The organism is Aquamicrobium sp. YD-1-mutant5 (assembly GCF_059509755.1).
Genome location: NZ_JCAKKP010000012.1, coordinates 47446 through 72871 on the forward strand (window position 1 = coordinate 47446; position 25426 = coordinate 72871).

General features: G+C 60.8%; 22 protein-coding genes and 1 tRNA gene. 6 read left to right on the forward strand and 17 right to left on the reverse strand.

Annotation, left to right across the window (positions count from 1 at the left end; all coding sequences use genetic code 11):
• Positions 1 to 50 precede the first annotated feature (50 nt).
• The 3 genes from AC5XE7_RS15595 to AC5XE7_RS15605 all read right to left on the reverse strand — a co-directional run bounded on the left by AC5XE7_RS15595 (position 51) and on the right by AC5XE7_RS15605 (position 6021).
• A complete protein-coding gene (locus AC5XE7_RS15595; RefSeq protein WP_495366722.1) occupies positions 51 to 2837 on the reverse strand; it encodes an SPOR domain-containing protein in 2787 nt (928 codons plus the stop codon).
• A 101-nt stretch (positions 2838 to 2938) separates the two neighbouring features.
• Positions 2939 to 4696 (reverse strand): arginine--tRNA ligase, encoded by a 1758-nt coding sequence (gene argS, locus AC5XE7_RS15600; protein ID WP_495366723.1) that lies wholly within the window; start codon positions 4694 to 4696, stop codon positions 2939 to 2941.
• An 80-nt stretch (positions 4697 to 4776) separates the two neighbouring features.
• Positions 4777 to 6021 carry a deoxyguanosinetriphosphate triphosphohydrolase gene (locus AC5XE7_RS15605; protein ID WP_495366724.1) on the reverse strand — a complete coding sequence of 415 codons (1245 nt, stop codon included), beginning with the start codon at positions 6019 to 6021 and terminating at the stop codon, positions 4777 to 4779.
• A 123-nt stretch (positions 6022 to 6144) separates the two neighbouring features.
• Here AC5XE7_RS15605 and erpA point away from each other — a divergent pair, with 123 nt between their 5' ends.
• Positions 6145 to 6474 (forward strand): iron-sulfur cluster insertion protein ErpA, encoded by a 330-nt coding sequence (gene erpA / locus AC5XE7_RS15610; protein ID WP_239800998.1) that lies wholly within the window; start codon positions 6145 to 6147, stop codon positions 6472 to 6474.
• Positions 6475 to 6544: 70 nt separating this feature from the next.
• Here erpA and AC5XE7_RS15615 read toward each other — a convergent pair whose 3' ends face one another.
• Entirely contained in the window at positions 6545 to 8035 is a 1491-nt protein-coding gene (locus AC5XE7_RS15615; protein WP_495366765.1) for a nucleobase:cation symporter-2 family protein, read from the reverse strand.
• 118 nt (positions 8036 to 8153) lie between these two features.
• On the opposite strand from AC5XE7_RS15615, the gene xth reads away from it, so the two are divergent.
• Entirely contained in the window at positions 8154 to 8948 is a 795-nt protein-coding gene (gene xth / locus AC5XE7_RS15620) for an exodeoxyribonuclease III (RefSeq protein ID WP_495366725.1), read from the forward strand.
• A 135-nt stretch (positions 8949 to 9083) separates the two neighbouring features.
• Here the strand turns inward: xth and AC5XE7_RS15625 are convergent, their stop codons facing one another.
• The 5 genes from AC5XE7_RS15625 to AC5XE7_RS15645 all read right to left on the reverse strand — a co-directional run bounded on the left by AC5XE7_RS15625 (position 9084) and on the right by AC5XE7_RS15645 (position 16440).
• Entirely contained in the window at positions 9084 to 9875 is a 792-nt protein-coding gene (locus AC5XE7_RS15625; RefSeq protein ID WP_183829559.1) for a tetratricopeptide repeat protein, read from the reverse strand.
• A 472-nt stretch (positions 9876 to 10347) separates the two neighbouring features.
• The gene (locus tag AC5XE7_RS15630) at positions 10348 to 11469 is read right to left on the reverse strand and encodes an outer membrane protein transport protein (RefSeq protein WP_495366726.1); all 1122 of its coding nucleotides are present in this window, start codon (positions 11467 to 11469) and stop codon (positions 10348 to 10350) included.
• 424 nt (positions 11470 to 11893) lie between these two features.
• Positions 11894 to 14677, reverse strand: coding sequence for a valine--tRNA ligase (locus tag AC5XE7_RS15635; RefSeq protein ID WP_495366727.1), 2784 nt, complete (start codon positions 14675 to 14677; stop codon positions 11894 to 11896).
• A 72-nt stretch (positions 14678 to 14749) separates the two neighbouring features.
• Complete coding sequence (locus tag AC5XE7_RS15640) at positions 14750 to 16258, reverse strand: NAD(P)H-hydrate dehydratase (protein ID WP_495366728.1); 1509 nt, start codon at positions 16256 to 16258, stop codon at positions 14750 to 14752.
• On the reverse strand, positions 16255 to 16440 hold the full coding sequence (locus tag AC5XE7_RS15645) for a hypothetical protein (RefSeq protein ID WP_280200416.1): 186 nt from the start codon (positions 16438 to 16440) through the stop codon (positions 16255 to 16257). The genes AC5XE7_RS15640 and AC5XE7_RS15645 overlap by 4 nt, the downstream gene beginning before the upstream one ends.
• A gap of 126 nt (positions 16441 to 16566) precedes the next feature.
• Between AC5XE7_RS15645 and AC5XE7_RS15650 the strand changes: the two genes are divergently transcribed.
• The 3 genes from AC5XE7_RS15650 (at position 16567) to AC5XE7_RS15660 (ending at position 18762) form a co-directional block, all read left to right on the forward strand.
• Positions 16567 to 16905 (forward strand): P-II family nitrogen regulator, encoded by a 339-nt coding sequence (locus AC5XE7_RS15650; protein WP_035025932.1) that lies wholly within the window; start codon positions 16567 to 16569, stop codon positions 16903 to 16905.
• Between the two features lie 45 nt (positions 16906 to 16950).
• A complete protein-coding gene (glnA, locus tag AC5XE7_RS15655; RefSeq protein ID WP_495366729.1) occupies positions 16951 to 18360 on the forward strand; it encodes a type I glutamate--ammonia ligase in 1410 nt (469 codons plus the stop codon).
• Between the two features lie 312 nt (positions 18361 to 18672).
• Positions 18673 to 18762: transfer RNA gene (locus AC5XE7_RS15660), tRNA-Ser, on the forward strand.
• Here AC5XE7_RS15660 and AC5XE7_RS15665 read toward each other — a convergent pair.
• The 4 genes from AC5XE7_RS15665 to AC5XE7_RS15680 are packed head-to-tail and all read right to left on the reverse strand — an operon-like array spanning position 18730 to position 21435.
• Positions 18730 to 20379 carry a recombinase family protein gene (locus AC5XE7_RS15665; protein ID WP_495366730.1) on the reverse strand — a complete coding sequence of 550 codons (1650 nt, stop codon included), beginning with the start codon at positions 20377 to 20379 and terminating at the stop codon, positions 18730 to 18732. The two genes, AC5XE7_RS15660 and AC5XE7_RS15665, sit on opposite strands and share 33 nt — an antisense overlap.
• Positions 20376 to 20765 carry an HVO_A0114 family putative DNA-binding protein gene (locus tag AC5XE7_RS15670; protein ID WP_226935642.1) on the reverse strand — a complete coding sequence of 130 codons (390 nt, stop codon included), beginning with the start codon at positions 20763 to 20765 and terminating at the stop codon, positions 20376 to 20378. The genes AC5XE7_RS15665 and AC5XE7_RS15670 overlap by 4 nt, the downstream gene beginning before the upstream one ends.
• On the reverse strand, positions 20762 to 21115 hold the full coding sequence (locus tag AC5XE7_RS15675) for a toxin-antitoxin system TumE family protein (protein ID WP_495366731.1): 354 nt from the start codon (positions 21113 to 21115) through the stop codon (positions 20762 to 20764). The genes AC5XE7_RS15670 and AC5XE7_RS15675 overlap by 4 nt, the downstream gene beginning before the upstream one ends.
• Positions 21112 to 21435: a hypothetical protein gene (locus AC5XE7_RS15680; protein ID WP_495366732.1), complete on the reverse strand. Its 324-nt coding sequence runs from the start codon at positions 21433 to 21435 to the stop codon at positions 21112 to 21114. The genes AC5XE7_RS15675 and AC5XE7_RS15680 overlap by 4 nt, the downstream gene beginning before the upstream one ends.
• Positions 21436 to 21615: 180 nt before the next feature.
• Between AC5XE7_RS15680 and AC5XE7_RS15685 the strand changes: the two genes are divergently transcribed.
• Positions 21616 to 22347: a DUF2971 domain-containing protein gene (locus AC5XE7_RS15685; RefSeq protein WP_495366733.1), complete on the forward strand. Its 732-nt coding sequence runs from the start codon at positions 21616 to 21618 to the stop codon at positions 22345 to 22347.
• A gap of 31 nt (positions 22348 to 22378) precedes the next feature.
• Here AC5XE7_RS15685 and AC5XE7_RS15690 read toward each other — a convergent pair whose 3' ends face one another.
• The 4 genes from AC5XE7_RS15690 to trbF are packed head-to-tail and all read right to left on the reverse strand — an operon-like array spanning position 22379 to position 25417.
• Complete coding sequence (locus tag AC5XE7_RS15690) at positions 22379 to 22594, reverse strand: DUF2274 domain-containing protein (protein ID WP_495366734.1); 216 nt, start codon at positions 22592 to 22594, stop codon at positions 22379 to 22381.
• A 2-nt stretch (positions 22595 to 22596) separates the two neighbouring features.
• Positions 22597 to 23733 (reverse strand): TraB/TrbI/VirB10 family type IV secretion system protein, encoded by a 1137-nt coding sequence (locus AC5XE7_RS15695; RefSeq protein ID WP_495366735.1) that lies wholly within the window; start codon positions 23731 to 23733, stop codon positions 22597 to 22599.
• Positions 23730 to 24731, reverse strand: a complete 1002-nt coding sequence (gene trbG, locus AC5XE7_RS15700) for a P-type conjugative transfer protein TrbG (protein ID WP_495366736.1) — start codon at positions 24729 to 24731, stop codon at positions 23730 to 23732. Before trbG ends, AC5XE7_RS15695 begins: the two co-directional genes overlap by 4 nt.
• The gene (gene trbF / locus AC5XE7_RS15705) at positions 24728 to 25417 is read right to left on the reverse strand and encodes a conjugal transfer protein TrbF (RefSeq protein WP_495366737.1); all 690 of its coding nucleotides are present in this window, start codon (positions 25415 to 25417) and stop codon (positions 24728 to 24730) included. Before trbF ends, trbG begins: the two co-directional genes overlap by 4 nt.
• Between the last annotated feature and the right edge of the window lie 9 nt (positions 25418 to 25426).

Below are 25426 nucleotides of genomic sequence, written 5' to 3' on the forward strand. Positions count from 1 at the left end.
CGGCGCATGGTGGCGCCGGCCCTTTTTCAAAAGTCTGGCTCGCAGGCGTTTTACTTCGAAACGAAGCAGTTCCCGCCAGCAGCCTTGTAGCTCTCGCAGAGGCTGATCGCCTCGGCACGCGACTGGCTTGCTACGCGGACCCGGTAGAAGGTGCCCTTACCGGCCACTTCAGCCTTGACGATGTTGACGCTGCGGCCCTGAAGCACGCTGGCATAGCGGCGGGCCAGATCCTGATAGGTGGACTGGGCGGCCTCGACGCTTGGCTGCGAAGCGATCTGCACAGCCCATGTTCCGGCTGCCGCCGCGTTGGGATCGAGTGCTGCGACCTGCCCCGGCTTGACCTCGCCAACGATGTTCACCGGCTGTTCAGCAGGGCGCTGCGGAGCAACAGGAGCTGCCGAAGGCGTATTGGCGGACTGCTGGGGCTTTGCCGCCGGCGTCACGGCACCGGTCTGTTCGGCACCGGGAGCGCTCACCGCCTGCGGCGCCGGATCCTGCGGTTCGGTCGCCGCAACCTGCTGGGCCGGCGCGGGTTCTTCGCGAGGCACCAGCGTGCCGTCGGGCTTCACGACCATGGTGCGAACCTTGCGCGGCGCAACGGCAGGTGTTTCCTCAGAGGCGACATCATCAACGGTAGCCGGAGCGACGCGCTCTTCCGACTTGGCGGAAGCCGGCGCACCCTCGCCCACCACACGCGCCTCGGGAGCCCTTGCGGCAACATCCACAGGCTTCTCGGCGTCAGAGACGAGTTTTTCCTGAGTGGGTGCCGCCGGATTACCGCCCCTGGCAACCATGTCGTAGACCTTGTTGTCCTGATTGGGGATCACGGTGCCGCCGGGATTTTCCGGCTTGACCTTGATCGGCGCGTCATCAGCGCGGACGAGTACAGGCGCATCGCCGGAATCACCCCCGCCGAAAGAGAGAGCGAACGCTCCAATGCCACCAATTACGGCCACTGCGGCGACGATCGCCCCGGCCAGCCACAAACGGTTGCGCGGCTTCTTGTCCTCCGCTTCCGAAATGGTCTCACCATAATCGGGATCATAATCGAATCCATCATCCGCAGCCGCGGCTGCGGCCGGCTGATAGGAGTGTTGTGCAGCGGCATCGAAATCGAAGTCGAAATCCTCGTCAAAAGTCCGGTCATAGGATGACGATGGCTGGGCTGCCTGTGCGACAGCATTTTCTGCCTGTTTCTGAGCAGGCGCAGCAAACACGTCAGCCTGCTGTGCGGCAGGTTGAGCGGCTTCAGCTTCGGCGATGTTCATATCGCTGAGAAGATCGGCGAAATCGGCTTCCAGATCATCATAGGAAGCCGGCTCGGCTACATCCTGCTCGAACGGCACATCCGGAATTTCCAGATCATCGGCGAGAGCGACGGCCCGCTCAGGAATATCGATGGTCTCAAGCTCGGGAATCTCCGCAACGGGCGGGCGGGCCGGTGCCTGCGGCACGGGCTGCTCGTGCGCCACCGGAGCTGCAGCGGGCGTCTCAGGCGCGTAGGCGTCGGAGGTCACCTGATAGGCGTCAGATGAATGCTGCGGCTGATGACGCTGCCATGCCGCAGCATTCGCCTGCACGTCAGGCTGGGCGCTCGCCTGCGGCTGCGGCACTGCAGCAGGCTGTTGCTGCGGGCGCAGGAACGGCGTGCTGCGGCTCCAGCTGTGAGCCTGCGTTGCCGCCGCGACAGTTGCGGCAGCCGGGATGAAGGACTTCAGTGCATCGACAGGATCGGCCGGGGTCTGCGGCTCGAACTGCGGCTGAACGTTCTGCGCAGATTCGGAACCGAAATCGCCGAGATCGAGATCCAGGTCGAAATCATCACGCGCAGATACGGGCGCGGCAGTCTGCTGCGCAACGTCGGCAGCGGCTGCCTGATGCTCCACATGAACGTCGAGAGGTCGTTCCAGCTCGAAATCCGGTTCGTAGCCGGGCTGAGGCCGGGCCGACATGCGGTTAAGCAAGGCGTTCAGCTCATCCTCAAGGCTGGGAGCCGGCGCTTCGTCTGCCACTTCCGCCTCAACGGAAGGCAGCTCGGCATGAGCATATACAAAATCATCGTGCGGCTGCTCATAGGATTGAGGTGCAACATGCAATCCATCGGCAGGAGCAACATCCCATTCAGGCTCATCCGCAGATGGCTGCTCATCAAACACCGCGGCTGCCAGTTGACGTTCAAAATCGTCACCAGCATCAAAAACCTGCTCAGAGGCTGCGGGAGCCTGCGGCTCATGCGCGACAGCGGCAGGTTCTTCAAAGGCGAAATCGGCATCGTCGAAGACGGCAAAATCATCTGCTGGCTGCGCCTGTCCGGCCAGCTCATCGGTGAGAGCGGCATCGAAATCGGCGAAGGGATCCGCGTCGGCAGTTCCGGTGACCGTCAGCTCCTGCTCCAAGGCAAGATCGAAATCCGGATAGTCCACCTCTGCGCTCTGCACAGCGGCGACCGGCGCTTCGGAATGGGCGCCGGCTTGCTGCTCAAAGGCAGGCTCATCGAACGAGATGTCGTCGAAATTGAAATCCGGTTCAGCAGCCGAAGGCGTCTGCGCGGCGGTATCCGCGCCTGCATAGTTTGCGGAAGCATCATAGCTTACAGAAGCATCGTTGCCGGCTTCCGGCCAGGCCGCAGCCTGCGGCTCCTCACCGAACTCACCCATCAACTCCTTTTCAAGGTCGATGGTGAAATCATCGTCAGCAACGTCTTCGAAGCGAGGTTCATTGTCCGGCTTCACTGGCACGCGCGGGTCGAAACCCATGATCCGTGTCAGCTCCGCGAACGGATCATCCGCCGCGATATCGTCGCGGTCTGCTATCCTCAGCTGGGTTCTGTCTGCCATCGTCGTTCCCGAACTCGCACAATCGGACGCCATCGACGTCGCGTAAGGTTGGCCCCTACCAGCGCAATGTGGGCAAATGGTGACAGGTATTCCGCTGCTGTCTAACGCATTTCCTTCGGTGCATCGGCCCCGATAAGCGTCAGACCGGATTGAAGTACATCCGCAACGGCCTGCACCAGCCCTAGTCTGGCAAGGGTCAATTGTGGATCGTTAACCTTAACAAAACGTAAGTCCGGATTATCCGTGCCACGATTCCAGTGTGCATGGAACGCGCTGGCAAGGTCATAAAGGTAGAAGGCAAGCCTGTGCGGCTCCTGCGATGAGGCAACCTGCTCTATCAGGCGCGGGTATTCGGCAAGCTTGCGCACCAGCCCGATTTCGCCCTCGTCGGTGAGGCCGGAAACGGCAGCCGAAAGCGTTGCGCGGTCAGGCTCCGAGATGCCCATCTGCTCCTTCGCCTGACGGAACACGGAATGGCAGCGCGCCGAAGCATACTGCACATAGAAAACCGGATTGTCCTTCGACTGCTCGGTGACCTTGGCGAAGTCGAAGTCCAGCGGCTCGCTGTTCTTGCGGTAAAGCATCATGAAGCGGATCGGATCGCGCCCGACCTCCTCAACCACTTCGCGCAAAGTGACGAAGTCGCCCGAGCGCTTGGACATGCGCACAGGCTCGCCGTCGCGGAACAGCTTGACAAGATTGCAAAGCAGAACGGTGAGCTCGACCTTGTCGCCGCCAACGGCGCGCGCCAGCGCCTCCAGACGCCGGACATAGCCGCTGTGATCGGCCCCCAGCACATAGATCAGCTCTACGAATCCGCGATCGACCTTGTTCTTCAGATAGGCAACGTCAGCGGCGAAATAGGTGTAAGTGCCGTCGGACTTGACCAGAGCGCGGTCAAGGTCGTCGCCAACAGCGGTGGAGCGGAACAGCGTCTGCTCGCGATCCTCCCAGTCTTCCGGCTTCTCACCCTTGGGCGGCGGAAGCTTTCCCTTGTAGATGTGGCCCTTCAGGGTCAGGTCGTTGATTGCCGAGCGGATTGCATTGGCATTGTCGGCGTGCAGGGTGCGCTCGGAAAAGAAGACGTCGTGGCGCACGTTGAGCAACGCCAGATCATCTTTGATCATCTTCATCATGGCGTCGATGGTGCGATCCTTGACGATTGCCAGCGCCTCATTGTCCGGCATTTCCAGCAACTTACGGCCAAATTCCGAAGCAAGCTCCTGCCCCACGGGCACCAGATAATCGCCGGGATACAGCCCTGCCGGAATATCGCCAATGTTTTCGCCAAGCGCCTCGCGATAGCGCAGCAGAACGGAACGGCCGAGTACGTCGATCTGCGCACCCGCATCGTTGATGATATATTCCTTGGTCGCCTCATAGCCGGCGAAATCCATGATATTGGCGAGCGCATCGCCCACCACGGCGCCGCGACAATGGCCAACATGCATGGGGCCGGTTGGGTTGGCCGAGACATATTCCACATTCACCTTGCGTCCGGCACCCGCGGTGGAGCGGCCATAATCGGTGGCCTTGCACAGGATGAAAGCCAGATGCTTCTGCCAGAACGCATCGGTGAGGCGAAGATTGACGAAGCCGGGACCCGCCACCTCCGCCCCGGCAACATCGACATCCTCACGCAGCGTCGCGACGATTCGATCCGCCAGCGCGCGCGGATTTTGTCCGGACGGCTTGGCCAGCACCATTGCGGCGTTGGTGGCCAGATCGCCATGGCTTGCATCCCGTGGCGGTTCGACGCAGATGCGTGACAGATCGAGCACGCCCCCGTCCTTGTCCTTCAGATCAAGCGCTTCGACTGCTTTGATGATCCGCGCGGTGAAGTCGGCGAAGATGTTCATGAGGAGGCTTTCGATAACAGCTTGGGGCCAGTCAGCCGATTTTAAGGTGTATTCTCACCGATCAGTGAGTTTTCCTGCGCCTAACTCAAATCCGGCGTGTGGTCAAACAAACGCCGGTGCTCTTTCACGGCATAGGTATCGGTCATGCCGGCGAGGAAATCGGCGACATGACGCGTCTTTATGCGATCTTCCGCGCGATCAAGCCCCTCTCGCCAGCCTTCCGGCATGGCGCGCGGGTCGGAGAAATAGACGTCGAACAGATCGCAGACGATCTTCTCCGCATTGACGCGCACGCGCATGACTTCCGGATGCCGGTAGAGATGCTTGTAGAGAAACGCCTTCAGTTCCTTTTCCTCCACCGCCATGGCCGGCGTGAAGGTGACGATGGTTTCACCGGCCGCCCTCACCGCCTCGGCGCTTTCAGGCCGCAGGCGCGCCAGATTTTCAGTGGCGGCCCTGATCACGTCTTCGACCATGATTGTGATCTGACGCCGCATCAGTTCGTGGCCGACGCGCACATCGTCCAAGGCGGGATAGCGCTCCCTCACCTGACGCAGAATTTTGCCCGGCAGTGCCAGATCCTCCAGCATGTCCAGTTTGAGAAGCCCTGCTCTCAGGCCATCGTCGATGTCATGGGTGTTATAGGCGATGTCATCGGCAATCGCCGCGCACTGGGCTTCTATCCCGGCGAAGCGGTCGAGTTCGAGATCGTGCAGTTCGTTGTAAGCGCGGATGGTGGCCGGCAGCTCGCCATCAAGGCCCTCGCCATTCGCGCCGGTCAGAGGCCCGTTGTGCTTCACCAGTCCTTCCAGCGTTTCCCAGCTCAGGTTCAGACCGTCGAACTCCGCATAGCGCCGCTCCAGCCGCGTCACGATACGCAGAGACTGGGCGTTGTGATCGAAACCACCCCAGGCAGCCATCTTCGCGTTCAGCGCATCCTCGCCGGTATGGCCAAAGGGGGTGTGGCCGAAGTCATGGACGAGTGCCACCGCCTCGGCGAGATCCTCATCGCCACGCAGCGCGCGAGCCAGCGCCCGGGCAATCTGCGCCACCTCGATGGAATGGGTCAGCCGCGTGCGGAAATGGTCGCCTTCATGGGCGATGAACACCTGCGTCTTGTGCTTCAGACGCCGGAATGCGGTCGAATGAATGATGCGGTCGCGGTCACGCTGGAAAGGAGTGCGGGTCGGGCTTTCCGGCTCCGGCACGAACCTTCCCCGCGTTCTGGCGGGATCGGTTGCATAAGGCGCGCGCGGCCGGTAGCCGAAGCCTATTCCCTCATAAGCGGCGTTCGCGATACCCTGTCCGATGCTTGCCTCGTCCATACTTTCTCCGCAGATCGCAACGGGCACTCATGGCCAGCGACCAGTTGTTGACTTGATGGCACGGCGTACATACCTATCAAGAGAAATCAAATGCAAGGTGACGCCGTGAACGCGAACGCCGCGATGAACTCCAACGTCGAAGTAACCGAAGCCGCAGCAAAGCGGATCGCCAGGATCGTTTCCGGCGACCCGGGCAAAAGCGCATTGCGCGTTTCCGTCGAAGGTGGCGGCTGTTCCGGCTTCTCCTACAAGTTCGATCTCGTTGAAGGCCCCGATGAGGGCGACGTCGCCATCGAGAGAGATGGCGCAACAGTGCTGATCGACGACATTTCTCTGGTCTATCTCGGCGGCTCCGTCATCGATTTCGTCGACGACCTGATGGGCCAGTCATTCCAGATCAGGAACCCGAACGCCGTGGCTTCCTGCGGCTGCGGAACCAGTTTCTCCATCTGACGCAGCAGTCTGTCACAGAAAAAGGCCGCCCCCTGGGGCGGCCTTTTCGTGTTGATCCGCGATTCTGGTCTCAGGCTTCGGCCGACATGGCGGCCTTGCGCAGGCCCTGCGCATCACCGGTGGCCCCGTTGAAGACCAGATTGAGCGCCACGGCGGCAATGGATGCCAGCAGGATGCCGGAGTCCACCAGCGGGCCGATGGCCTTCGGCAGCCAGATGTGGAAGTCGGGCGCCACGACCGGGATCATGCCGAAGCCGAGCGAAATCGCCACGATGAACAGGTTGTTGCGATTGGCCTTGAAATCCACGGCCGACAGAATGCGGATTCCGGTTGCCGCCACCATGCCGAACATGACGATCCCCGCACCGCCAAGCACCACCGTGGGGAGCGCCTCCACCAGTGCGCCCATCTTGGGGATGAGGCCCAGAACCACCATGATGACGCCGCCCGCCACGCAGACGAAGCGGCTGCGAATGCCGGTAACGCCCACCAGCCCGACATTCTGCGAAAAGCTCGTATAGGGGAAGGTGTTGAAGATGCCGCCAAGCACGGTGCCGAGACCATCCATGCGCAGGCCTGCCGACAGCATCGGCTGGGTGATCTTCTTTTCCGTCATGTCGCCGAGGGCCAGGAACATGCCCGTCGACTCGATCATCACCACGATCATCACCAGAACCATGGTGATGATGAGGACCGGATCGAAAATCGGCATTCCGAAATGGAACGGCGCGATCGGCGCGAACCACGCGGCGTTGGCCACCTTGTCGAAATGCATCATGCCGAGCGATGCCGCAATGACACCGCCGGCTACGATACCGACGAGAACGGCGACATTCGACAGAAAACCCTTCGCGTAGCGCGCGACACCTATGATGACGCCAAGCACGACCAGCGAAAGCACGATGTTCGATACGGGCGCATAGGCCGCATTCGGAACGCTGGGCGCCAGCCCCATCCCGGCCGGCACAGGCGGCAGCGTCGAGCCGGCGGCCCCTGCCGCCTCCTTCACCGAATTCAGCCATGCCGCATGTTCGGGGTTGATGATCTTCGGCGCCGTAGGCCCGAACGGCATGCCGAATATCCAGTTGATGCCGATCTTCATCAGCGACACCCCGATGACGAGGATGATCGTTCCCGTGACCACAGGCGGGAAAAGCCGCAACATGCGGCTGACAAAGGGAGCGATGAGCACGGTTATGATGCCGGCCCCGATGATGGCGCCGAAGATCATGCGCGCGCCTTCATAGCCGGGATTTGCCGCTGCCATGGAAACCATGGGGCCAACGGCTGCAAAGGTCACACCCATCATCACCGGAAGCTTGATGCCGAACCACTGCGTTGCGCCCATGGATTGCAGGATCGAGGCGATGCCGCAAACAAACAGATCCGCGGAAATGAGGAATGCGACGTCGGCCGGTTCAAGCTGAAGCGCCCTGCCCACGATGAGCGGCACGGCAATAGCGCCTGCATACATGACAAGAACATGCTGAAGGCCGAGCGTAAACAAACGCGGCGCAGGCAGCATCTCGTCGACGGAATGCGTCGATGCTGTTGACATTATGGTCCCTCCCTTTGCGCAACAGCTGAAACGGGTTCCATAGACTGCCGCGATGGTGCAGGATGACCTCAATCAAGCCTACATGCCATCAAGAACTGTTTGAAATAGTCGCGAGAATTTCATGAAGATTGCCACCTGGAACATCAACGGCGTGCGGGCCCGTATCGGCAATCTCACCCATTGGCTGCAGGAGAGCGCGCCGGACATTGTTTGCCTGCAGGAAATCAAATGCGTCGATGAACAGTTCCCCCGTCTGGAGATCGAGGCGCTGGGCTACAATGTCGAAACGCACGGCCAGAAGGGGTTCAACGGCGTTGCCCTGCTTTCCAGGTTGCCGTTCGACGAGGTCAATCGCGGCCTGCCCGGTGACGATGGCGACGACCATGCACGGTTCATCGAAGGCGTTTTTTCAACGCCAAAAGGCGCGCTGCGCGTCGCCTCGCTCTACCTGCCCAATGGCAATCCGATCGATGATCCGGTGAAGTTTCCCTACAAGCTCGCCTGGATGCAACGCCTTGAAGACTGGGCGCGCAAGCGACTTGCTCTGGAAGAGGCGCTTGTTCTGGCAGGAGACTACAACGTCATTCCTGAGCCGATCGACGCAAGACATCCCGAAGCGTGGGTCAACGACGCGCTTTTCCAGCCTCAGACCCGGCAGGCATTCCGGCGACTGGAGAACCTCGGCTTTACCGAGGCGGTGCGCGCGGTTACCGACGAACCGGACGTCTATACATTCTGGGATTATCAGGGCGGCGCCTGGCAGAAGAACAACGGCATCCGTATCGATCACCTGCTCCTGTCGCCGGAGGCGGCTGACATGCTGGGTTCGGCATCGATCGAGAAACATGTGCGGGCGTGGGAAAAGCCGTCCGATCATGTGCCGGCGGCTGTGGAACTCAGGCTGGAAGCTGCCTGAAACGCGTCGTGAAGCAAAGGTAACGATTCAAGCGAAGCCCGCATCCTGCGGAAAAAGAATCACAATCGCGTCTGGCTGTGATCTCCGGGCGCGTTTGGCTTTGAGCAGCGGACGCGCCGGGCTGCCCCCGGTCAGTTACTGGTTGATGCCCTTGGTCAGCATGTCATCGGCCAGAGCGATAGCCGTGCGGCGGTCGGCTTCCGGCGCCAGGGCGAAGGCCTCTTCCTGCATATTGCGGATCCAGCCCTGATCGACAGGCTGGGCGCGCTCAAGGGCTACGGTCATCAAAGCCAGACCGCGAACCGCCTTGCCGCTGTGAAACAGCAGATTTCCGAGCGTTGCCTGCGCGCCGGCGTGCCCCTTTTCGGCGGCAAGCTGCAGCCAGCGGCCGGCCTGCCTTGCGCTGGCCTTCACGCCACCCTCGCCATTGAGGAACATCCTGCCCATTTCGTACTGGGCATTCGGGTTGCGGTAATTGGCTGCCGCGCGCATGAAATATTCCTGCGCAGCGGTCGCATCCGGCTGGACCGGTGTGCCGGGTATTCCTCTGCGGATATAATCTCCCAGCGCAACCAGCGCATCGGAAACATAGCTTTCCTCAGGCGAACCCGGCTCGACATCCTGTTCGGCGATTTCGCTGAAAAACTTGAAGGCTTCATAGTCGTTGCGGGCGACACCATCGCCCTCGGCATACATGCGGGCCAGCTTCCACGTTGCGCCGATCTGGCCATTTTCCGCTGCGTAGCGATATGCCTCGACCGCCTGCTCCTTGTGACCGCTGTGATAGGCGGAGAAACCGAAACGGAAAACGGCGAACGGATTGGACTTCGGCTTCACGCCCGTCTTGTCGTCGAAGACCTTGTCGTCAAAGGCCAGGGCGGGCTCGACAGCAGACAGGGAGGCACAGGCTATCACAGTGCCCAGCATACATGAGCGCAACACTCCTGAAATCTGTCGGGAATGGGTTGACACCAAATGAGCCGGCTGTTGCCGCACGCCGGCATCTCTTCCCGCGCGGGGAAGCAACATCGAAACTGAGCGGGAAATAACCGGGACTTCCATACTCTTCCTTGCGCCTGCCACACTGCCAGCCTGCCTCATCATCCGTTGATGAAACCACGACTGAAAATACCTGCGGACCCCTATTCCTTGCCGCTTGTTTTTCCGGGGGCCTTAACGAAGTGCCCCCGGTTTATGGCGGGAAGTGGGCGGTTCTCGCTGCGGCAGGCCTAGCACAAGGGAAGTTGAACGACTGTTGCAGATTCACCACAAACTGAAGACGTCGCTAACCGAAGGTGAACGCCGTTCGGAAACAGATTCCGAAAAACCCGCCAAACATATGATCTTAAAAGATAAAAGCCCGGCAATGCCGGGCTTTTATGTCATTCAGGAGATCACCTCACCACTTGAGGCTGTAGCCTGCAAGACCGGAAACGGACCAGCCATTACCAACCGCATACTGGCCTGTAGTTTTGGTTTCCTTCACCGATCCAACACGAGAAACGCCACCGCCCAAGCGAAGTTCACCAAATCCATCCTTCATGATGAGACCAGCGCCAAGCGTTACGACATCACCGTGCAAATCGTATCCCGTCGAAGTGCCGCGGTCCCACATAAGGAATGCGGTTCCTGAGATCTGTTCATTGAACGAGTGACCGATACCGCCCATGATCGTCCAGCCATCACGCCAATAGTACTCATTCTTGCTCTCAAAGAGAACATTGGTGGTAAGATCCAACGTCTTGTTGACCGACCAGTCAGTCCACTTCACAGAACCATATGCTAGCCAACCCGGAGCTATACCTGTCTGAAACTTAGCTTCGACGCTCTGGGGAAGCTTCCCCTTACCTTCTGCGGTACCAGGACCCATCAGAGCCCCGGCTGTTGAGCCACTCGCCTCGATCTTGCTGCCAGAACGATAGAGCAGTTGCCCGCGCAGCGCGATATCGGGGATTTCATAAGCAACCCCGGCACGCCACCCCCAAGCAGTTCCCGAAAGGTCAACAGTGCCCATCCCTGTCCCATATGCAGGGTGACGAACGGCAAGATCATAGTCAAAATCATCAACATAAGCGCCACCGAGCAAAGATAATCTGCCCTTGCTCAAATCGAAACCGACAGCACAGGTGGCACCATACTCCATGACTGTGAACTTTTCTTCCAGTTTCCCGAAAGGTATACCCGGCGCCGGCGCGCGCGGCTCAGCAAACGATGAGGCTGCACCAAAAGAATTGCTGATCGTACCAGCGCAGGACAGATTGTCCGAGATGCGGAATTTGGCTGCAAGCGATGGCATCACATAAGTATCGGCATAGTCATGCCCGATGTTTGAAGCACCGCTGACGATCTTGCGCTCGGGGCTCACCACGGTCACGCTGGTGCGGACGTTGAAATTGCCCTGCTCGAACAGAATATCCGTATCTGCGGTTCCACGCGAAAAACCGCCAGCATTGGCCGCAGCCATCGCAAGAAGAGAAAGCGCGGTTGCTCCGGAAAGCGTCGCGATACCCTTAATAACCATGAAGTCCTCTCCCCGAAAGTTCCTGATTTCTAGGTAGAACCAATTAGACGGCGCGATGCAACACCGTTGTGTACACCGTACAAGTACGGGAAAAACCGACAACTGTCCGCAGACTTGCCGTCATCTTGAGCAGGCGCCTGAAAACCCAATTTTTCAGCATCGCAAGCCTTGAAATTGCCCGGCATGTTATATGGGATACTCCAAAACAGGCCGTTTTCGAGAGAAAAAGGGGCCATTGTTACATTATGGCAACAATGGGGCCTAATCTTCCGTATACGTCAATTCTTACGTTACGGGAGGGCCTCGAAATGAGGCCTCAAAGCGCAACCGCAAGTTTTGAGAGTACGCGAATCGCGCAACAAAAAGACCCGAAAACCGGGCAGGGTTTTCGGGTCTTTCAGCAACAGCAAGCTGCCCTGATTGTTTAACCGGCTGAGCGCACCCGTTCGAGAGCGGTGGCAAGCCGGGCCTGCGTTTCCTCGAACTCCGCCAGCTTCTCCCGCTCCGCCGCCACCACATCCTCGCGAGCGTTGGCGACGAACTTCTCGTTTGAGAGTTTCTTGGCGATGCGGGCGATCTCCTCGGTGACCTTGGCCACTTCCTTTTTCAGGCGCGCTTCCTCGGCCTTGAGGTCAACCAGATCGCCAAGCGGCAGACATATCGTTGCCTCACCCAGAACGAGCTGTGCGGAGCCCTTCGGAGCGGTGTCGGCCAGCGTTATATCGCCCACGCGCGCCAGCCGGCGAATGGCCGTCTCATGACGGACAAGGCGTTCGCGGGTGGTGTCATTGGCTTCCACCACGACCAGCGGGGCGATTGCGGCTGCCGGCACATTCATTTCCGAGCGAACCGAGCGGATGCCGGAAACCAGATCGACAAGCCAGTTGATGTCGCCCGCTGCCTCCGCATCCTCGAACTCGGGAGCCGGCCATGCCGCGTGGCACAGAAGCGTCGAACGCTCACGCCCCTCGCCCGCCGTCTGCGCCCACAGCTCTTCGGTCATGAACGGCATCATCGGATGCAGAAGCTTGTAGATCTCATCCAGAACGAAAGCGAAGCAGGCGCGGCTTTCGACCTTGGCAGTTTCATCGTCCCCCATGAAGACCGGCTTCAGCAATTCGACATACCAGTCGCAGACCAGATTCCAGACGAAGCGATAGGCAGCACCCGCGGCCTCGTTGAAACGATAGCTGGTAATGGCTTCGGTAACAGCACGCGCAGTGCGGGTCAGTTCCGTGAGGATCCAGCGATTGACCGCCAGCTTCGCATCGCCGAGCCAGAAATCGTCATTGCGCGCCACGCCATTCATCTGTGCGAAGCGCGTGGCGTTCCACAGCTTGGTGCCGAAATTGCGATAGCCGGCAATGCGGGCGGGATCGAGCTTCACGTCGCGCCCCTGCGCGGCCATGATGGTCAGCGTGAAGCGCAGCGCATCGGCGCCGTATTCGTCGATCAGTTCCAGCGGGTCGATGACGTTGCCCTTGGACTTCGACATCTTGGCGCCGTTCTTGTCGCGAACCAGCGCATGGACATAGACCGTGTGGAACGGCTCCTCGTCCATGAAGTGCAGGCCCATCATCATCATGCGGGCGACCCAGAAGAAGATGATGTCGAAGCCGGTCACCAGCACGTCGGTCTGGTAATAGGTCTTCAGCTCGGGCGTCTGATCCGGCCAGCCAAGTGTCGAGAATGGCCACAGCGCTGAGGAGAACCATGTGTCCAGCACATCCTCGTCGCGGGTGAGAATCGCGCCCGGCTCAAAATTCTCCAGCCGCTCCTCGACCCATGCCTTCCACGGGCCTTCATGAGCGAGATAATGCTGGATGGCCGCGTTCAGCGCCTCTTCCTCGCTCTTTTCCACGAAGATATGGCCGTCCGGTCCGTACCAGGCCGGGATCTGATGTCCCCACCAGAGCTGACGGGAGATCGTCCATGGCTGGATGTTTTCCATCCAGTCGAAATAGGTCTTCTCCCAGTTCTTCGGCACGAAGTTGGTGCGGCCTTCACGAACCGATGCGATGGCCGGCTTCGCCAGTTCGGCGGCATTCACATACCACTGGTCAGTCAGCAGCGGCTCGATCGGCACGCCGCCACGATCTCCGTGGGGAACCATGTGGCGGTGCGGCTCGATCTTTGCGAGGAAACCGCCCTCTTCCATGATCTGAACGATGAGCTTGCGCGCCTCGAAACGGTCGAGGCCGTGGAGCTGTTCCCACACGCCCTCGCGCAGAGGCGTGACCTCGACACCTTCGAGGAAATCCTCGTTGTCGCGGATATCGATCTTCGCTTCGGTTGTCAGGATGCTGATGGCACGCAGGTTGTTGCGCTTGCCGACCTCGAAGTCGTTGAAGTCGTGCGCGGGCGTGATCTTGACCGCGCCGGTTCCCTTTTCCGGGTCGGAATACTCATCGGCAACCACCGGGATCAGCCGGCCAACGATCGGCAGCACGACATTGCGCCCGACCAGATTTTTGTAGCGCTCGTCATCGGGATGAACGGCAACGCCCGTATCACCCAGCATCGTCTCGGGACGCGTGGTGGCGACGGTCACATAGGTGGCCGGGTTTTCAGGGTCGTAGGTCTCGCCCTCGACGGGATAGCGGAAATGCCAGAGATTTCCGTCCATCTCCTTCTGCTCGACCTCAAGGTCGGAGATCGCGGTGAGCAGCTTGGGGTCCCAGTTCACAAGGCGCTTGTCCTTGTAGATCAGCCCTTCCTTGTAGAGGGTGACGAATACTTCGAGCACGGCCTTCGACAGGCCTTCATCCATGGTGAAGCGCTCGCGCGACCAGTCGCAGGATGCGCCCAGACGCTTGAGCTGGTTGAAGATCGAGCCACCTGACTCGGCTTTCCACTCCCACACCTTGTCAATGAATTCTTCGCGGGTCAGATCGCGGCGATGAATGTTCTTTTCCGCCAGACGGCGCTCGACAACCATCTGCGTGGCGATGCCCGCATGGTCCATGCCCGGCTGCCACAGAACATTCTTGCCGCGCATGCGCTCGAAGCGCACCATGATGTCCTGCAGCGTGTTGTTGAGCGCATGGCCCATATGCAGCGAGCCGGTGACATTCGGTGGCGGAATGACGATGGCGAAGGATTCAGCGCCTTCCTCGGCACCGGCGCCGGCGCGAAAGGCTTCTGCCTCGTCCCACGTGGCGGCAATTCTGGGTTCGACGGTCTTCGCGTCGTAGGTTTTTTCAAGCATCAAATGGGGTCCGGACTGTCGGGAACTGGTTTTCACGGTAAATCGGATGGGCAGCTACAAGTCAACCGCGCGTCAACGGCGCGCCGCAGCGACAAGTTCCGCCAATACGGGCGGAATCGCCTGTGGCAGGTCTTCGGCGATCAGACCCGGGCCGAAGCGACTGCCGGCCTCGGCATGCATCCATACAGCCGCGCAGGCCGCCTCGAAGGCCGGCATGCCCTGTGCCAGAAGCCCGGCCACCAGCCCCGCCAGAACGTCGCCAGAACCCGCTGTCGCCAGCCACGGCGCGCCGTTGGAGTTGATGGCGGCACGGCCGTCGGGTGCAGCAATGACCGTATCAGCCCCCTTGGCAATGACGACGCCATGCGCCCGTGCGGCCGCCTGACGCGAGCGCTCCAGCTTGGACAGGTCTTCGTCTGACGCCAGATCCGGGAACAGCCGCGCAAACTCGCCATCATGCGGCGTCAGGACCAGCGCCGGCGCGCCTTCCGCGTCCGCCGCCTCAAACAGAGCTGCCGGCTCATCCCGAAACGAGGTGATGCCGTCCGCATCGAGCACCATTCCCCCGGCTCCCGAGCGAGAGGTCAGCACCGCCAGCGTAAACTCCCGCGCCTTGTCAACCACGCCGAAACCGGGACCAAGCACAAAGGCTGATGGCCGACGATCTGCTAGATATGCGCCCAGTTCAGCGACTTCATCGGCCTTGCGCAGCATGATGGAGGTCAGATGCATGGCGTTCACCGCCAGCGCATTTGCCGGCGACAGGACCGTGACCGCCCCTGCCCCGCTGCGCGCTGCGCCAAGCGCGGAAAGACGCGCGGCGCCAGTTGAAGCCGGTCCGCCTGAAAAGATGCCGACATGGCCACGCCGATATTTATGTGTGTCGACGCCGGGCACCGGAAAATGCGACAGCCACAGTTTTGGAGCATTGGCAAAGGTGCGCACGTTGAGTTCCGCGACTACTGCGTCCGGGATGCCGATGTCGGCCAGAACCACCTCCCCGCAATGGTCCCTGCCCGGCAGCAGCAGATGACCGGGTTTCCTGCGGGCGAAAGTGACCGTCAGCGCCGTCCGGAACGCCGGCCCGGTGATTTTTCCGCTCGCGCCCGAAACACCGGACGGCAAATCGATGGCGACCACCGACAAGCCCCGTGCCGTGACCAATTCGATCGCGCGGGCGCAATCGCCCTCCACTGACCTGGACAGGCCGGCCCCATATAGCGCATCGACAATGACCGACCCTGCATCGGCATCGAATGCGGCAAGCGGTGCAGGCTGAAGCGGGCACTCTGCAGCCGCGACGGCCGCATCGCTTCCCGGCCGCGGCTCTTCCGAGGCCCACAGCGAAACCGCCATGCCGCTTTCGGCAAGAAGTCCTGCCACCACATATCCATCGCCGCCATTGTTACCGGGACCGCACAGCACATGCACCTGTTCGGCAGCCGGGTAATGCCGCATCACTTCCCGCGCCACCGCTGTGCCCGCATTGCGCATCAGCCCCATGCCGTCGAACGGGCCAGCCACGATCGCCCTGTGATCGGCCTCTGCCATTTCCGTCGGCGAAAGAAGTTCGGTTTTCATGGGTAGATTCCCGCAGTTACCGCTTCAGGCACAGCGCCTTGCTTCCATATTAGCATCCGGGTGCGCTTGCGACGATGGCTTTGCCACCAGCTCTTCGCCCACAAAATGTCCACCATGCCTGTTTTTTGTGCACCATCCATATGGACATTGCAGCCCGCGTGGCTTTCCATGCCGTCTGCCATGCCAGTCCTGACCATGCAGGCAGCGAAAATTGCCTTTGTGAGGTTTCATCGACCGAATTGGCACGGTTCATGCTTGAGATTTGCGCGAGTGGGTTTTTCACCCCTTTGCCATTGGAGATTCAGCCCATGAAGAAGATCGAAGCGATCATAAAGCCGTTCAAGCTCGATGAAGTGAAGGAGGCCCTGCAGGAAGCGGGTCTGCAAGGCATTACCGTTATCGAGGCCAAGGGCTTCGGTCGCCAGAAGGGTCATACCGAGCTCTATCGTGGCGCCGAATATGTCGTCGATTTTCTGCCGAAGGTGAAGATCGAGCTGGTGCTGGGCGACGACGCAGTCGACACCGCCGTGGAAGCCATTCGCAAGGCTGCCCAGACCGGACGCATCGGCGACGGCAAGATTTTTGTCTCCAACATCGAGGAAGTCGTGCGCATCCGCACCGGCGAGACCGGCACCGACGCCATCTGACCCTCTTTTTCCATTTCCAACATTCTCAAGCCAAGGAAGCCTGAAATGACTACAGCCGCCGACATTATGAGGCAGATCAAGGACAACGACGTCAAGTTTGTCGATCTGCGCTTTACGGACCCCAAGGGCAAGCTGCATCACGTCACCATGGACGTGGCCGAAGTCGAGGAAGACATGTTTGCCGACGGCGTCATGTTCGACGGCTCGTCCATCGCCGGCTGGAAGGCGATCAACGAGTCCGACATGGTGCTGATGCCCGATCCCGAGACGGTGCACATGGACCCGTTCTTCGCGCAATCGACCATGGTGATTTTGTGCGACATTCTCGATCCTGTTTCCGGCGAATCCTACAATCGTGACCCGCGCGGCATCGCCAAGAAGGCCGAGGCCTACATGAAGGCGGAAGGCATCGGCGACACTATTTTCGTCGGCCCTGAGGCGGAGTTCTTCATCTTCGACGACGTGAAGTACAAGGCCGATCCCTACAACACCGGCTTCAAACTGGATTCGTCGGAACTGCCCTCGAACGACGACACCGACTACGAAACCGGCAATCTGGGCCACCGCCCCCGCGTCAAGGGCGGCTACTTCCCGGTTCCACCAATCGATTCGTGTCAGGACATGCGCTCGGAAATGCTCACCGTGCTGACCGAAATGGGCGTGCGCGTGGAAAAGCATCATCACGAAGTCGCGGCGGCCCAGCATGAGCTCGGCGTGAAGTTCGACACGCTGGTTCGCAACGCCGACAAGATGCTCATGTTCAAATATGTGGTGCATCAGGTGGCCAATGCCTACGGCAAGACAGCAACCTTCATGCCGAAGCCTGTGTTCGGCGACAACGGTTCGGGCATGCATGTCCATATGTCGATCTGGAAGGACGGCAAGCCGACCTTCGCCGGCAACGAATATGCGGGCCTTTCGGAAAACTGCCTGTATTTCATCGGCGGCGTCATCAAGCACGCCAAGGCCATCAATGCCTTCACCAACCCGCTGACCAACTCCTACAAGCGGCTGGTTCCGGGCTATGAGGCCCCCGTGCTGCTGGCCTATTCCGCCCGCAACCGCTCGGCCTCCTGCCGCATCCCCTTCGGCTCCTCGCCGAAGTCGAAGCGTCTCGAGGTCCGCTTCCCCGATCCGGGCGCGAACCCCTACCTCGCCTTTGCAGCGCTGCTGATGGCCGGTCTCGACGGCATCAAGAACAAGATCCACCCCGGCCAGCCGATGGACAAGGATCTGTACGACCTGCCGCCGAAGGAACTGAAGAAGATCCCGACCGTTTCGGGCTCGCTGCGCGAGGCGCTTCAGAATCTCGACAAAGACCGCGCCTTCCTGAAGGCCGGCGGCGTGTTCGACGACGATCAGATCGATTCGTTCATCGAACTGAAGATGGCCGAGGTGATGCGCTTCGAAATGACGCCGCACCCGATCGAGTTCGACATGTACTACTCGGTCTGATCCGGCACCTGCACCATCAAAAAAGGCCCCGCACACTGTTGCGGGGCCTTTTTCATGGATGCGCAGCACCGGTCCGCTGGCTGTGGAACCCGGTTTATACGATTGTCGTGACATATGCAGATTGTTTGTCGGTTATGTCTTGGCAATTGCCAACGGATCGACTAGATCAGCCCCGCGCCTGCTGCTTTGCGGCGGTGCGCTGGACAGGCAGCCCAACGGTCATGGCTGCTTCAGCGGCTTTCGGGCCGACGTCCGCGGAAGTGTGCATTTCCGACCAGCACGGCGAAACCGGCCGCTGCCAGCACACAAGACGGAGAGGTGGCCGAGTGGTTGAAGGCGCACGCCTGGAACGCGTGTATAGGGGCAACTCTATCGAGGGTTCGAATCCCTCTCTCTCCGCCACCTTGGTATAAAACCGGGAACGCCGATTCCCGCCGATTTCCCTCCCTTCGTGGCAATGAGCGTCTTCAACAGGACGTTTTTGTTGCCTTTGATGTAGATCGCATGGTCCGCGACCTCGACACGCTGCGCGAACGCCCGGACGTGTTCCCGCCGATAGCCGCCCTTTCCAAGCCGGAGCCGGGTGCGGGCTTCGGACGCCAGTTCGCGCACAGCCGCCCCGGTGATGCCCTGATGGGCCGAGCCTTTCAGGATGGCCTCGGTCCTCTCGGCATCGGCTCGCGCCTGATCCCGAAGCGCCGTGAGGCCGGCGATGCGTTCGCCAAGGGCAGATTCGGCCGGGTCGAGTGAACCGGCTTCAATGGCGTCGTAAAGCCTCTTGAGGCGGTTGTCGGCCTCGGCGGCGCGCTGGTTCAATTCGGCGATGTGCTGGCCGCGTCGTTCGACGCCTTCCTGCCGGCGATCCAGAAGCGAGGCGAGAACGTCTTCGATCCGCTCGGGGTCGAGAAGCCTTTCCTCGATATGGCTGACCACGATGCGGTCGAGCTTGTCCATCGGGATCGCGCGGCCCTTGCAGCCGGTTTCGCCCTGACGCGCCCGGATCGAGCAGGCATAATAGCGATAGCGGCCATTCTTGCCGGTGCGCAGCGTCATCGCGCCTCCACAATTGCCGCAATGGCAAATGCCGGTCAGCAGGTTAGGGCCGCTGACGACGCGCGGCGGCGTCACCTTCGGATTGTTGACCTTCAAGCGGTTCTGCACGGCCTCGAATATTTCAAGGTCGATCAGCGACGGCACAGGGACCGTGACGATTTCTTCCTCGGGCTTAACGACGCCCTTGTTGGAACGGCGATTGAACCGATGTTCGCCGATATAGGTGCGCCGGGTCAGGACGCGGTGAAGCTGGCCGATGCCCCAACGCCCGCCGCTGCGGGTGAACATGCGGTTCCTGTTGAGGTAGCTGACAATGTTCTTGACGCCCATGGGGCCGGACGTGCCGTCGCCTTCCGATGCGAGGCGGAAGATCAGCCGCACGGTGTCGGCGTGCAGCGGGTCGATTTCCAGCTTCTTCTTCATCTTCGTGCCACGCTGCTCGGCATCGACGACGCGGTAGCCGATGGGCGGCAGCGAGCCGTTCCAGAAGCCTTGCCGCGCGTTCTCCTTCAAGGCGCGCAGGACGTGCTTGGCGTTCTCCTTCGACTGGTATTCGTCGAACAGCGCCATGATCTGCCGCATCATGACGTGCATGGGATCGTCGCCCATCTCCTGCGTGATGGAGACCAGCTTGACGCCGTTCTTCGCCAGCTTGCGGACATAGAACTCCAGCTCGAAGTGATCGCGGAAAAACCGGCTGAACGAATGGACCACGACAACATCGAAGGGCGCGGGCTTGGACGTGCCCGCCTCGATCATGCGCTGGAACTCCGGGCGGCGGTCGTTGGTCGCCGATGCGCCCGGCTCGACGAAGGTTTCGACAAGCTGATAGCCGCGCGAGGCGCAATAGGCTTCGCCCTGCCGTTTCTGATCCGGGATCGACACGTCATGCTCGGCCTGCCGGGCGGTCGAGACACGCAGATAGAGCGCGGCGCGCAGGGCAACGTGCGGGGAATGAATGTTCATAGCGCGTCTCCTTTCGCGGCCCGGCGCTCGATCAGCGGCAGCTCCAGCGCCACGCGATCATAAAGAACGCGGGGCATGACTTTCCGGCCATGCCCCTTCTCCATGCGGACAAGGCCGTAGCTCGCCATCGTCTTGAGGGTGCGGGACAGGCTGGGCTTCGTCCGCCCGGTCATCTGCGACAGTTCCTCCAGCGAGCCGGGCGAGTGTTCGTCGATGACGCGCAGCAGCTCGCGGTTCCCGCTGGACAGGATTTGCGCGAAGGATTCCGTGGACGTGAACCACACCTTCGGATCGTCGGGCGCGGGCTTTTCTTCGCCGCGCGCAATCCGCATGGTGCGGTCCTTCATCTCGTCATAGTCGGCGATCCCGACTTTCAACGTGGTCATAGCACACCTCGCTCCTTCAACACCGCATCCACTGCCTGCCAGAAGTCGGCCAGCAGCGTGGCCGCGTCCTGCCAGCCATAGGGCTTCACGGTCTGGAAGCGATGCCGATGATCCATCGGCTTGCCCCTCTTGCCCCGGCCGACCGGATGGGCGTTATCGAAGCCGACCAGCCGTTCGCCCGAAGGCCCGTGAAGCGTGAGCGAGTAATCGAGGCCGTGCGGCTTTTCCGGTGAGACCGGAACGCGGCTGACGACGAACTTCACCCAATGGCCGCCCTCGGGATCGACAACGAGCACCTGTCCGTCGAGGTCCAGAAGCGTGTTGAGGCTCGGGTCACGATCCCCGCTCATGACTTGTTATTACCATCTGATGTTAATTCAGGCAAGCTCTCATTGCCCGGATCGGCATCGACAGACCCAAACAACCGGTCGAGCACGTCGCCGAAATACCGCTCGAAGATGTCGATCTCGGCCTCGGTGACAGGCACCTTTTCTGGCCAGTCATCGAAAACCGGCAGCGTCTCCACATCAACGATGCGAAGCGGCGATCTGCGGCGCTCCCGGCCATCCGGCGCTGAATCGTCGGCATAGTCGAACAGGTCGTCGGGAAGTGTTTCGGGGACCGGGTGGCGCGGTCGCCCTTTGCGGGCGCGGCGGCGCTCTGCGCACATGGAATCCTCCTTGGTTCTGGTGGATTCCGGGGCGCTATAGGCCCCGGAATTAGGCGAACCATGGAGGGGGATCGGCGGCCCGTAGCGTGCCGCATTTGCGGATATGCGCTGGCGGCACCCCCCTTGATCATCAGCCAAGTTAAACTTAGGCTTTATTTTGTCCGAAAGCCGGAGGGGACTATGACTTACAGGAATTATATTCACTTAACCGAAAAACAAAAAGATACACCAATATATCGAATATTCCCGGTCGGAAGATTTATTCAAATTCTGACAACAAAGAATTTAACCCTTGTGAAGCCAAAAAAGTGGGACGACCCTTTTGAAAATATACTTTTATCTTCAAAATTCAAAATAGGAAGAGAATTGGCTGAAGTTTCAGCAAGAGACTCCGTCTATGGTCAATGCTGGACTTGGCATAGAGAAACCGACGCAATGTGGAGAATTTACTCCCCCAACAAGGATGGTGTCCGTGTTAAGTCAACACCAAGAAAATTGCTGGATTCCTTAAAAAATACCTGTGGAGAATTTGCTGATGTTCAGTGCTTCATCGGTGAAGTTAAGTATATATACAAGAAGGATATGAGAGAGAAATTTGAAGATATTAATATATTTTCCACAGACGGTTCTGGAATTGCGGAGTCTCTTCTTTATAAACGGAAAGAATTTTCGCATGAAAGAGAGGTAAGAATAATATACTCTGGAAAGGACGGAGATTGTGGAAGTGATATTTTTGAATTTCAGATCGACGTATCGAAAACCATTGATAGAGTTCTATTTGATCCAAGAATGAGCGAAGATCTTCGCAAGTCATATATAGAAGCTATAAAATCGCTTGGATATAAGTCCGAGATTAGAAGATCAACGCTTTATGATCCACCCGAGCTGCTAACTATAAATACATCTCAATAGATGCCGATATAAAAATATTACATAAGTAATATCAATTCCGGCGCGCCTTGGCGAACCCGCGATCCGTGGCGATGAACCGCTCCAGCATCGGCACGATCAGCCTGACGGGATCGGCAGCGGGCTGGCCGCTCTCGCGCGCCAGCACCTCGGCATAGGCGGTCAGATCGCGGTGAAGGGACGCGGGCAGTTCCACCGTCACCTTGACGGGCTTGTCGTCGGGGAGCGGGCCGAGTTTCAGCTTGGTCATGGTCAACCTCTTGCCGGCTCGAATACAAGGTCGCGGGTGACGATGATCCTGACCGGGAAACCGGGCCGGATGGTCAGCGTGGGCGCGACCTGCAACTGGCGCTGGACAATCTGCTGGCCGGCCTGATTGATCGTGTCCTGCGCCCCGTCGCGGATGGCGCGAATCAGCCGGTCCTCGTCGCTCGTCGCCAGCTCCGTGCCGACTGCGAGCAGCGTGGACAGTCCTGCGGCCTTCATCAGATCCCACCAGTGATAATCGACGCCATCCTCAAGGCCGGCATAGCCGCTGGCGTCCGCGCCCGGCAAGCGCTCCAGGGCGATGGAACGGCCGCCCGGCAGGATCAGGCGGTTCCACACCAGCAATACCCTGCGCTGGCCGAAGGTCACGCCATCGTCGTATTGGCCGATGATGCGCGTTCCCTGCGGGATTAGCAGCAGCGAGCCGGTGGGACTGTCATAGACGTTTTCCGTCACCTGCGCGGTGATCTGGCCGGGAAGGTCGGAACGGATGCCGGTGATGAGCGCGGCCGGGATCACGGCCCCGGCCTGAAGGATGTAGGGCGAGGCCGGCGGCGCGACGCGATCCGGCGCGACCGTCTGCCGGTCCACGGGCCCATTGAGGAAAGCCGCGTGTCGGTCCTGTGTCGCGGGCTGTCCAGCAAGGCCAAGACCGGCAAGGCCGGGCATGGCCGTCCCAGCTGGCGCTCCCGTGCGCGGCCCGGACTGGAAGAACACGGTGCTCAAGCGTGCAGCTTCTTCCTCGGCGAGCCGGCGCTGTTCCTCGGGATCGACGGCGGGCGTGGTGATGACGGTCGACGCAACCGGCTGTCCCCGGTTCTGGGCGTCGAGGATCGGACGGCCGAGGTCGCCCGGCAGCGCCGGGCCGAGCACGGGGCCGGTATAGTCGCGCGGCAGGCCGGACAGGCCGTCCGCCGTGGGCCGGTTCTCGGTCGAATAGAGTTCGTCGCCTCCCGGTCCTGCGTCGCGGGTCTGGAGCGCGTAAATCAGCGCCCCACCGATGCCGAGAAGCGCGACGGCTCCGACGCCTGCCAGCATCTTGCGGGACAGGCGCGTAACACGGGGCGGTTCGGCGCGCAGGCGCATGGGTGCGATGGTATCGGTGATGGTGTTCTCGCTCATGACGGGGTGTCTCCGGTCGCGCTGGCGGGCTGCGCGGCGGCGGCCTGCGTCGGGTTGGTGCGGACGATCCTGACAACCTGCTGGCGATTGCCGCTGCCAAGGCGCAGCTCGGCCGCGCCGAACAGGCGATCCACGATCAGGACGTTCTGATAGATACGGCTGTTGACGATCTGCGGCTCGCCGTTCGACCCAAGCACGAAGATCGGCGGCATCTCGCCCTGCACGATCCCGGCCGGGAAGACGACATAGACGCGCCTGCCATCGTCGAAGACGGAAACCGGCCGCCATGGCGGGCTGTCGCCCTGCACCTGCAAGGCGTAGCGATAGTTCCGTGCCGCCTCGGCCGGAATGATCGGCGCGGCCGGGACCATCTGGCGTTGGCCAGCAGGCGGTGCGGGATAGGCCCATGCCACGGCCGGCATGTAGAGCGATTCCCGCGCGCGCAGTTCGATTATGTAGGTGCGCCGGTCGGTGGTGACGACAAGGTTGGTGGCAATGTCCGGTCGGGTCGGTTTGACAAGGATATGGACGCGGCGGGTTGCGCCGCCGCCGCTCTCGGTGTCGCCGATGATCCAGCGGGCGGTGTCGCCGGCCGCGATCGGCCCCGCGCCTGTCAGGCTTTCGCCCGGCTCCAGCGCAATGGTGGTGATCTGCCCGACTGCGGCATAGACCTGATAGAGCGCGCCTTCCGACCACGGATAAATCTGGATGGCGTTGTAGTAGCCTTCCCGGAGCGGCTCGACGCGGGCGGCGGCATTGGCGTTCTCGACGCGGCCGGTCGGCGTGCCTGCGGCGGTGCCGCCGCGCGCCACGGTCCATGCCGGGGGCACATGCAGCGGCCGGGGCGTGTTGTCGGTTGCCGCCGCCTGCACGGTCGGCAGCGGCGGCACTCTGGCGTCGTAGCTAAATTGCGGCGTCCGGTTGGTGGCGCAGCCTGCAAGCATAGTGACTGACAACAGCACGGCCGCGATTGTCGGGGTGCGGGTGATCGTCCTCATTGGCTCATCTCCCGCGACCACGAAATTGCATTGACGTAGATTCCCAGCGGATTGGCGCGCAGGCGCTCGGCGCCGCGCGGGGGCTGGATGACGATGGTGAGAATGGCCGTCCATCGTTCCGTGGTGGAAAGCTGGCCGTTCTCGAAGTGCCTTTCCGTCCACGCGACGCGGAAGCTGTTGGGCGAGGCCCGGATGACGCTCGACACCTCGACGGCGACCTGCTGGCGGCCGACCTTGGCAAAGGGGTCATTGGCGCGGGCGTAGTCGTTCAATGCCGCCGCGCCGCGATCCGTGGTCCATTCATAGGCGCGAAGCCAGTTCTGGCGGACAATGATGGCGTCGGCCGGGATCGCGCGGACCTGCTCGATAAAGCGGCCGAGATGGAAAGCGATCTGCGGGTCAGTGGGGCGATAGTCGGCGTTCGCGGGTGCGACGGTCTGCGCCTGACCGAGATTGTCCACCTGCACCACCCACGGCACCACGGTCCCGCGCGTGGTCTGCCAGACCAGCGCCGAGGCGAAGCCGGCAGACAGGATCAGAGAGCCGAAGGCCATGAGCCTCCAGTTGCGAGCCTGCACGCGGGCCGAGCCGATACGCTCATCCCAAGCCTGCGCGGCCTTCTGATAGGGCGTCTCGGGTTCCGGCGATTTGCCGTAATGGGTTGCTGGTCGTTTGAAGATGCTCATGAGCGGTCA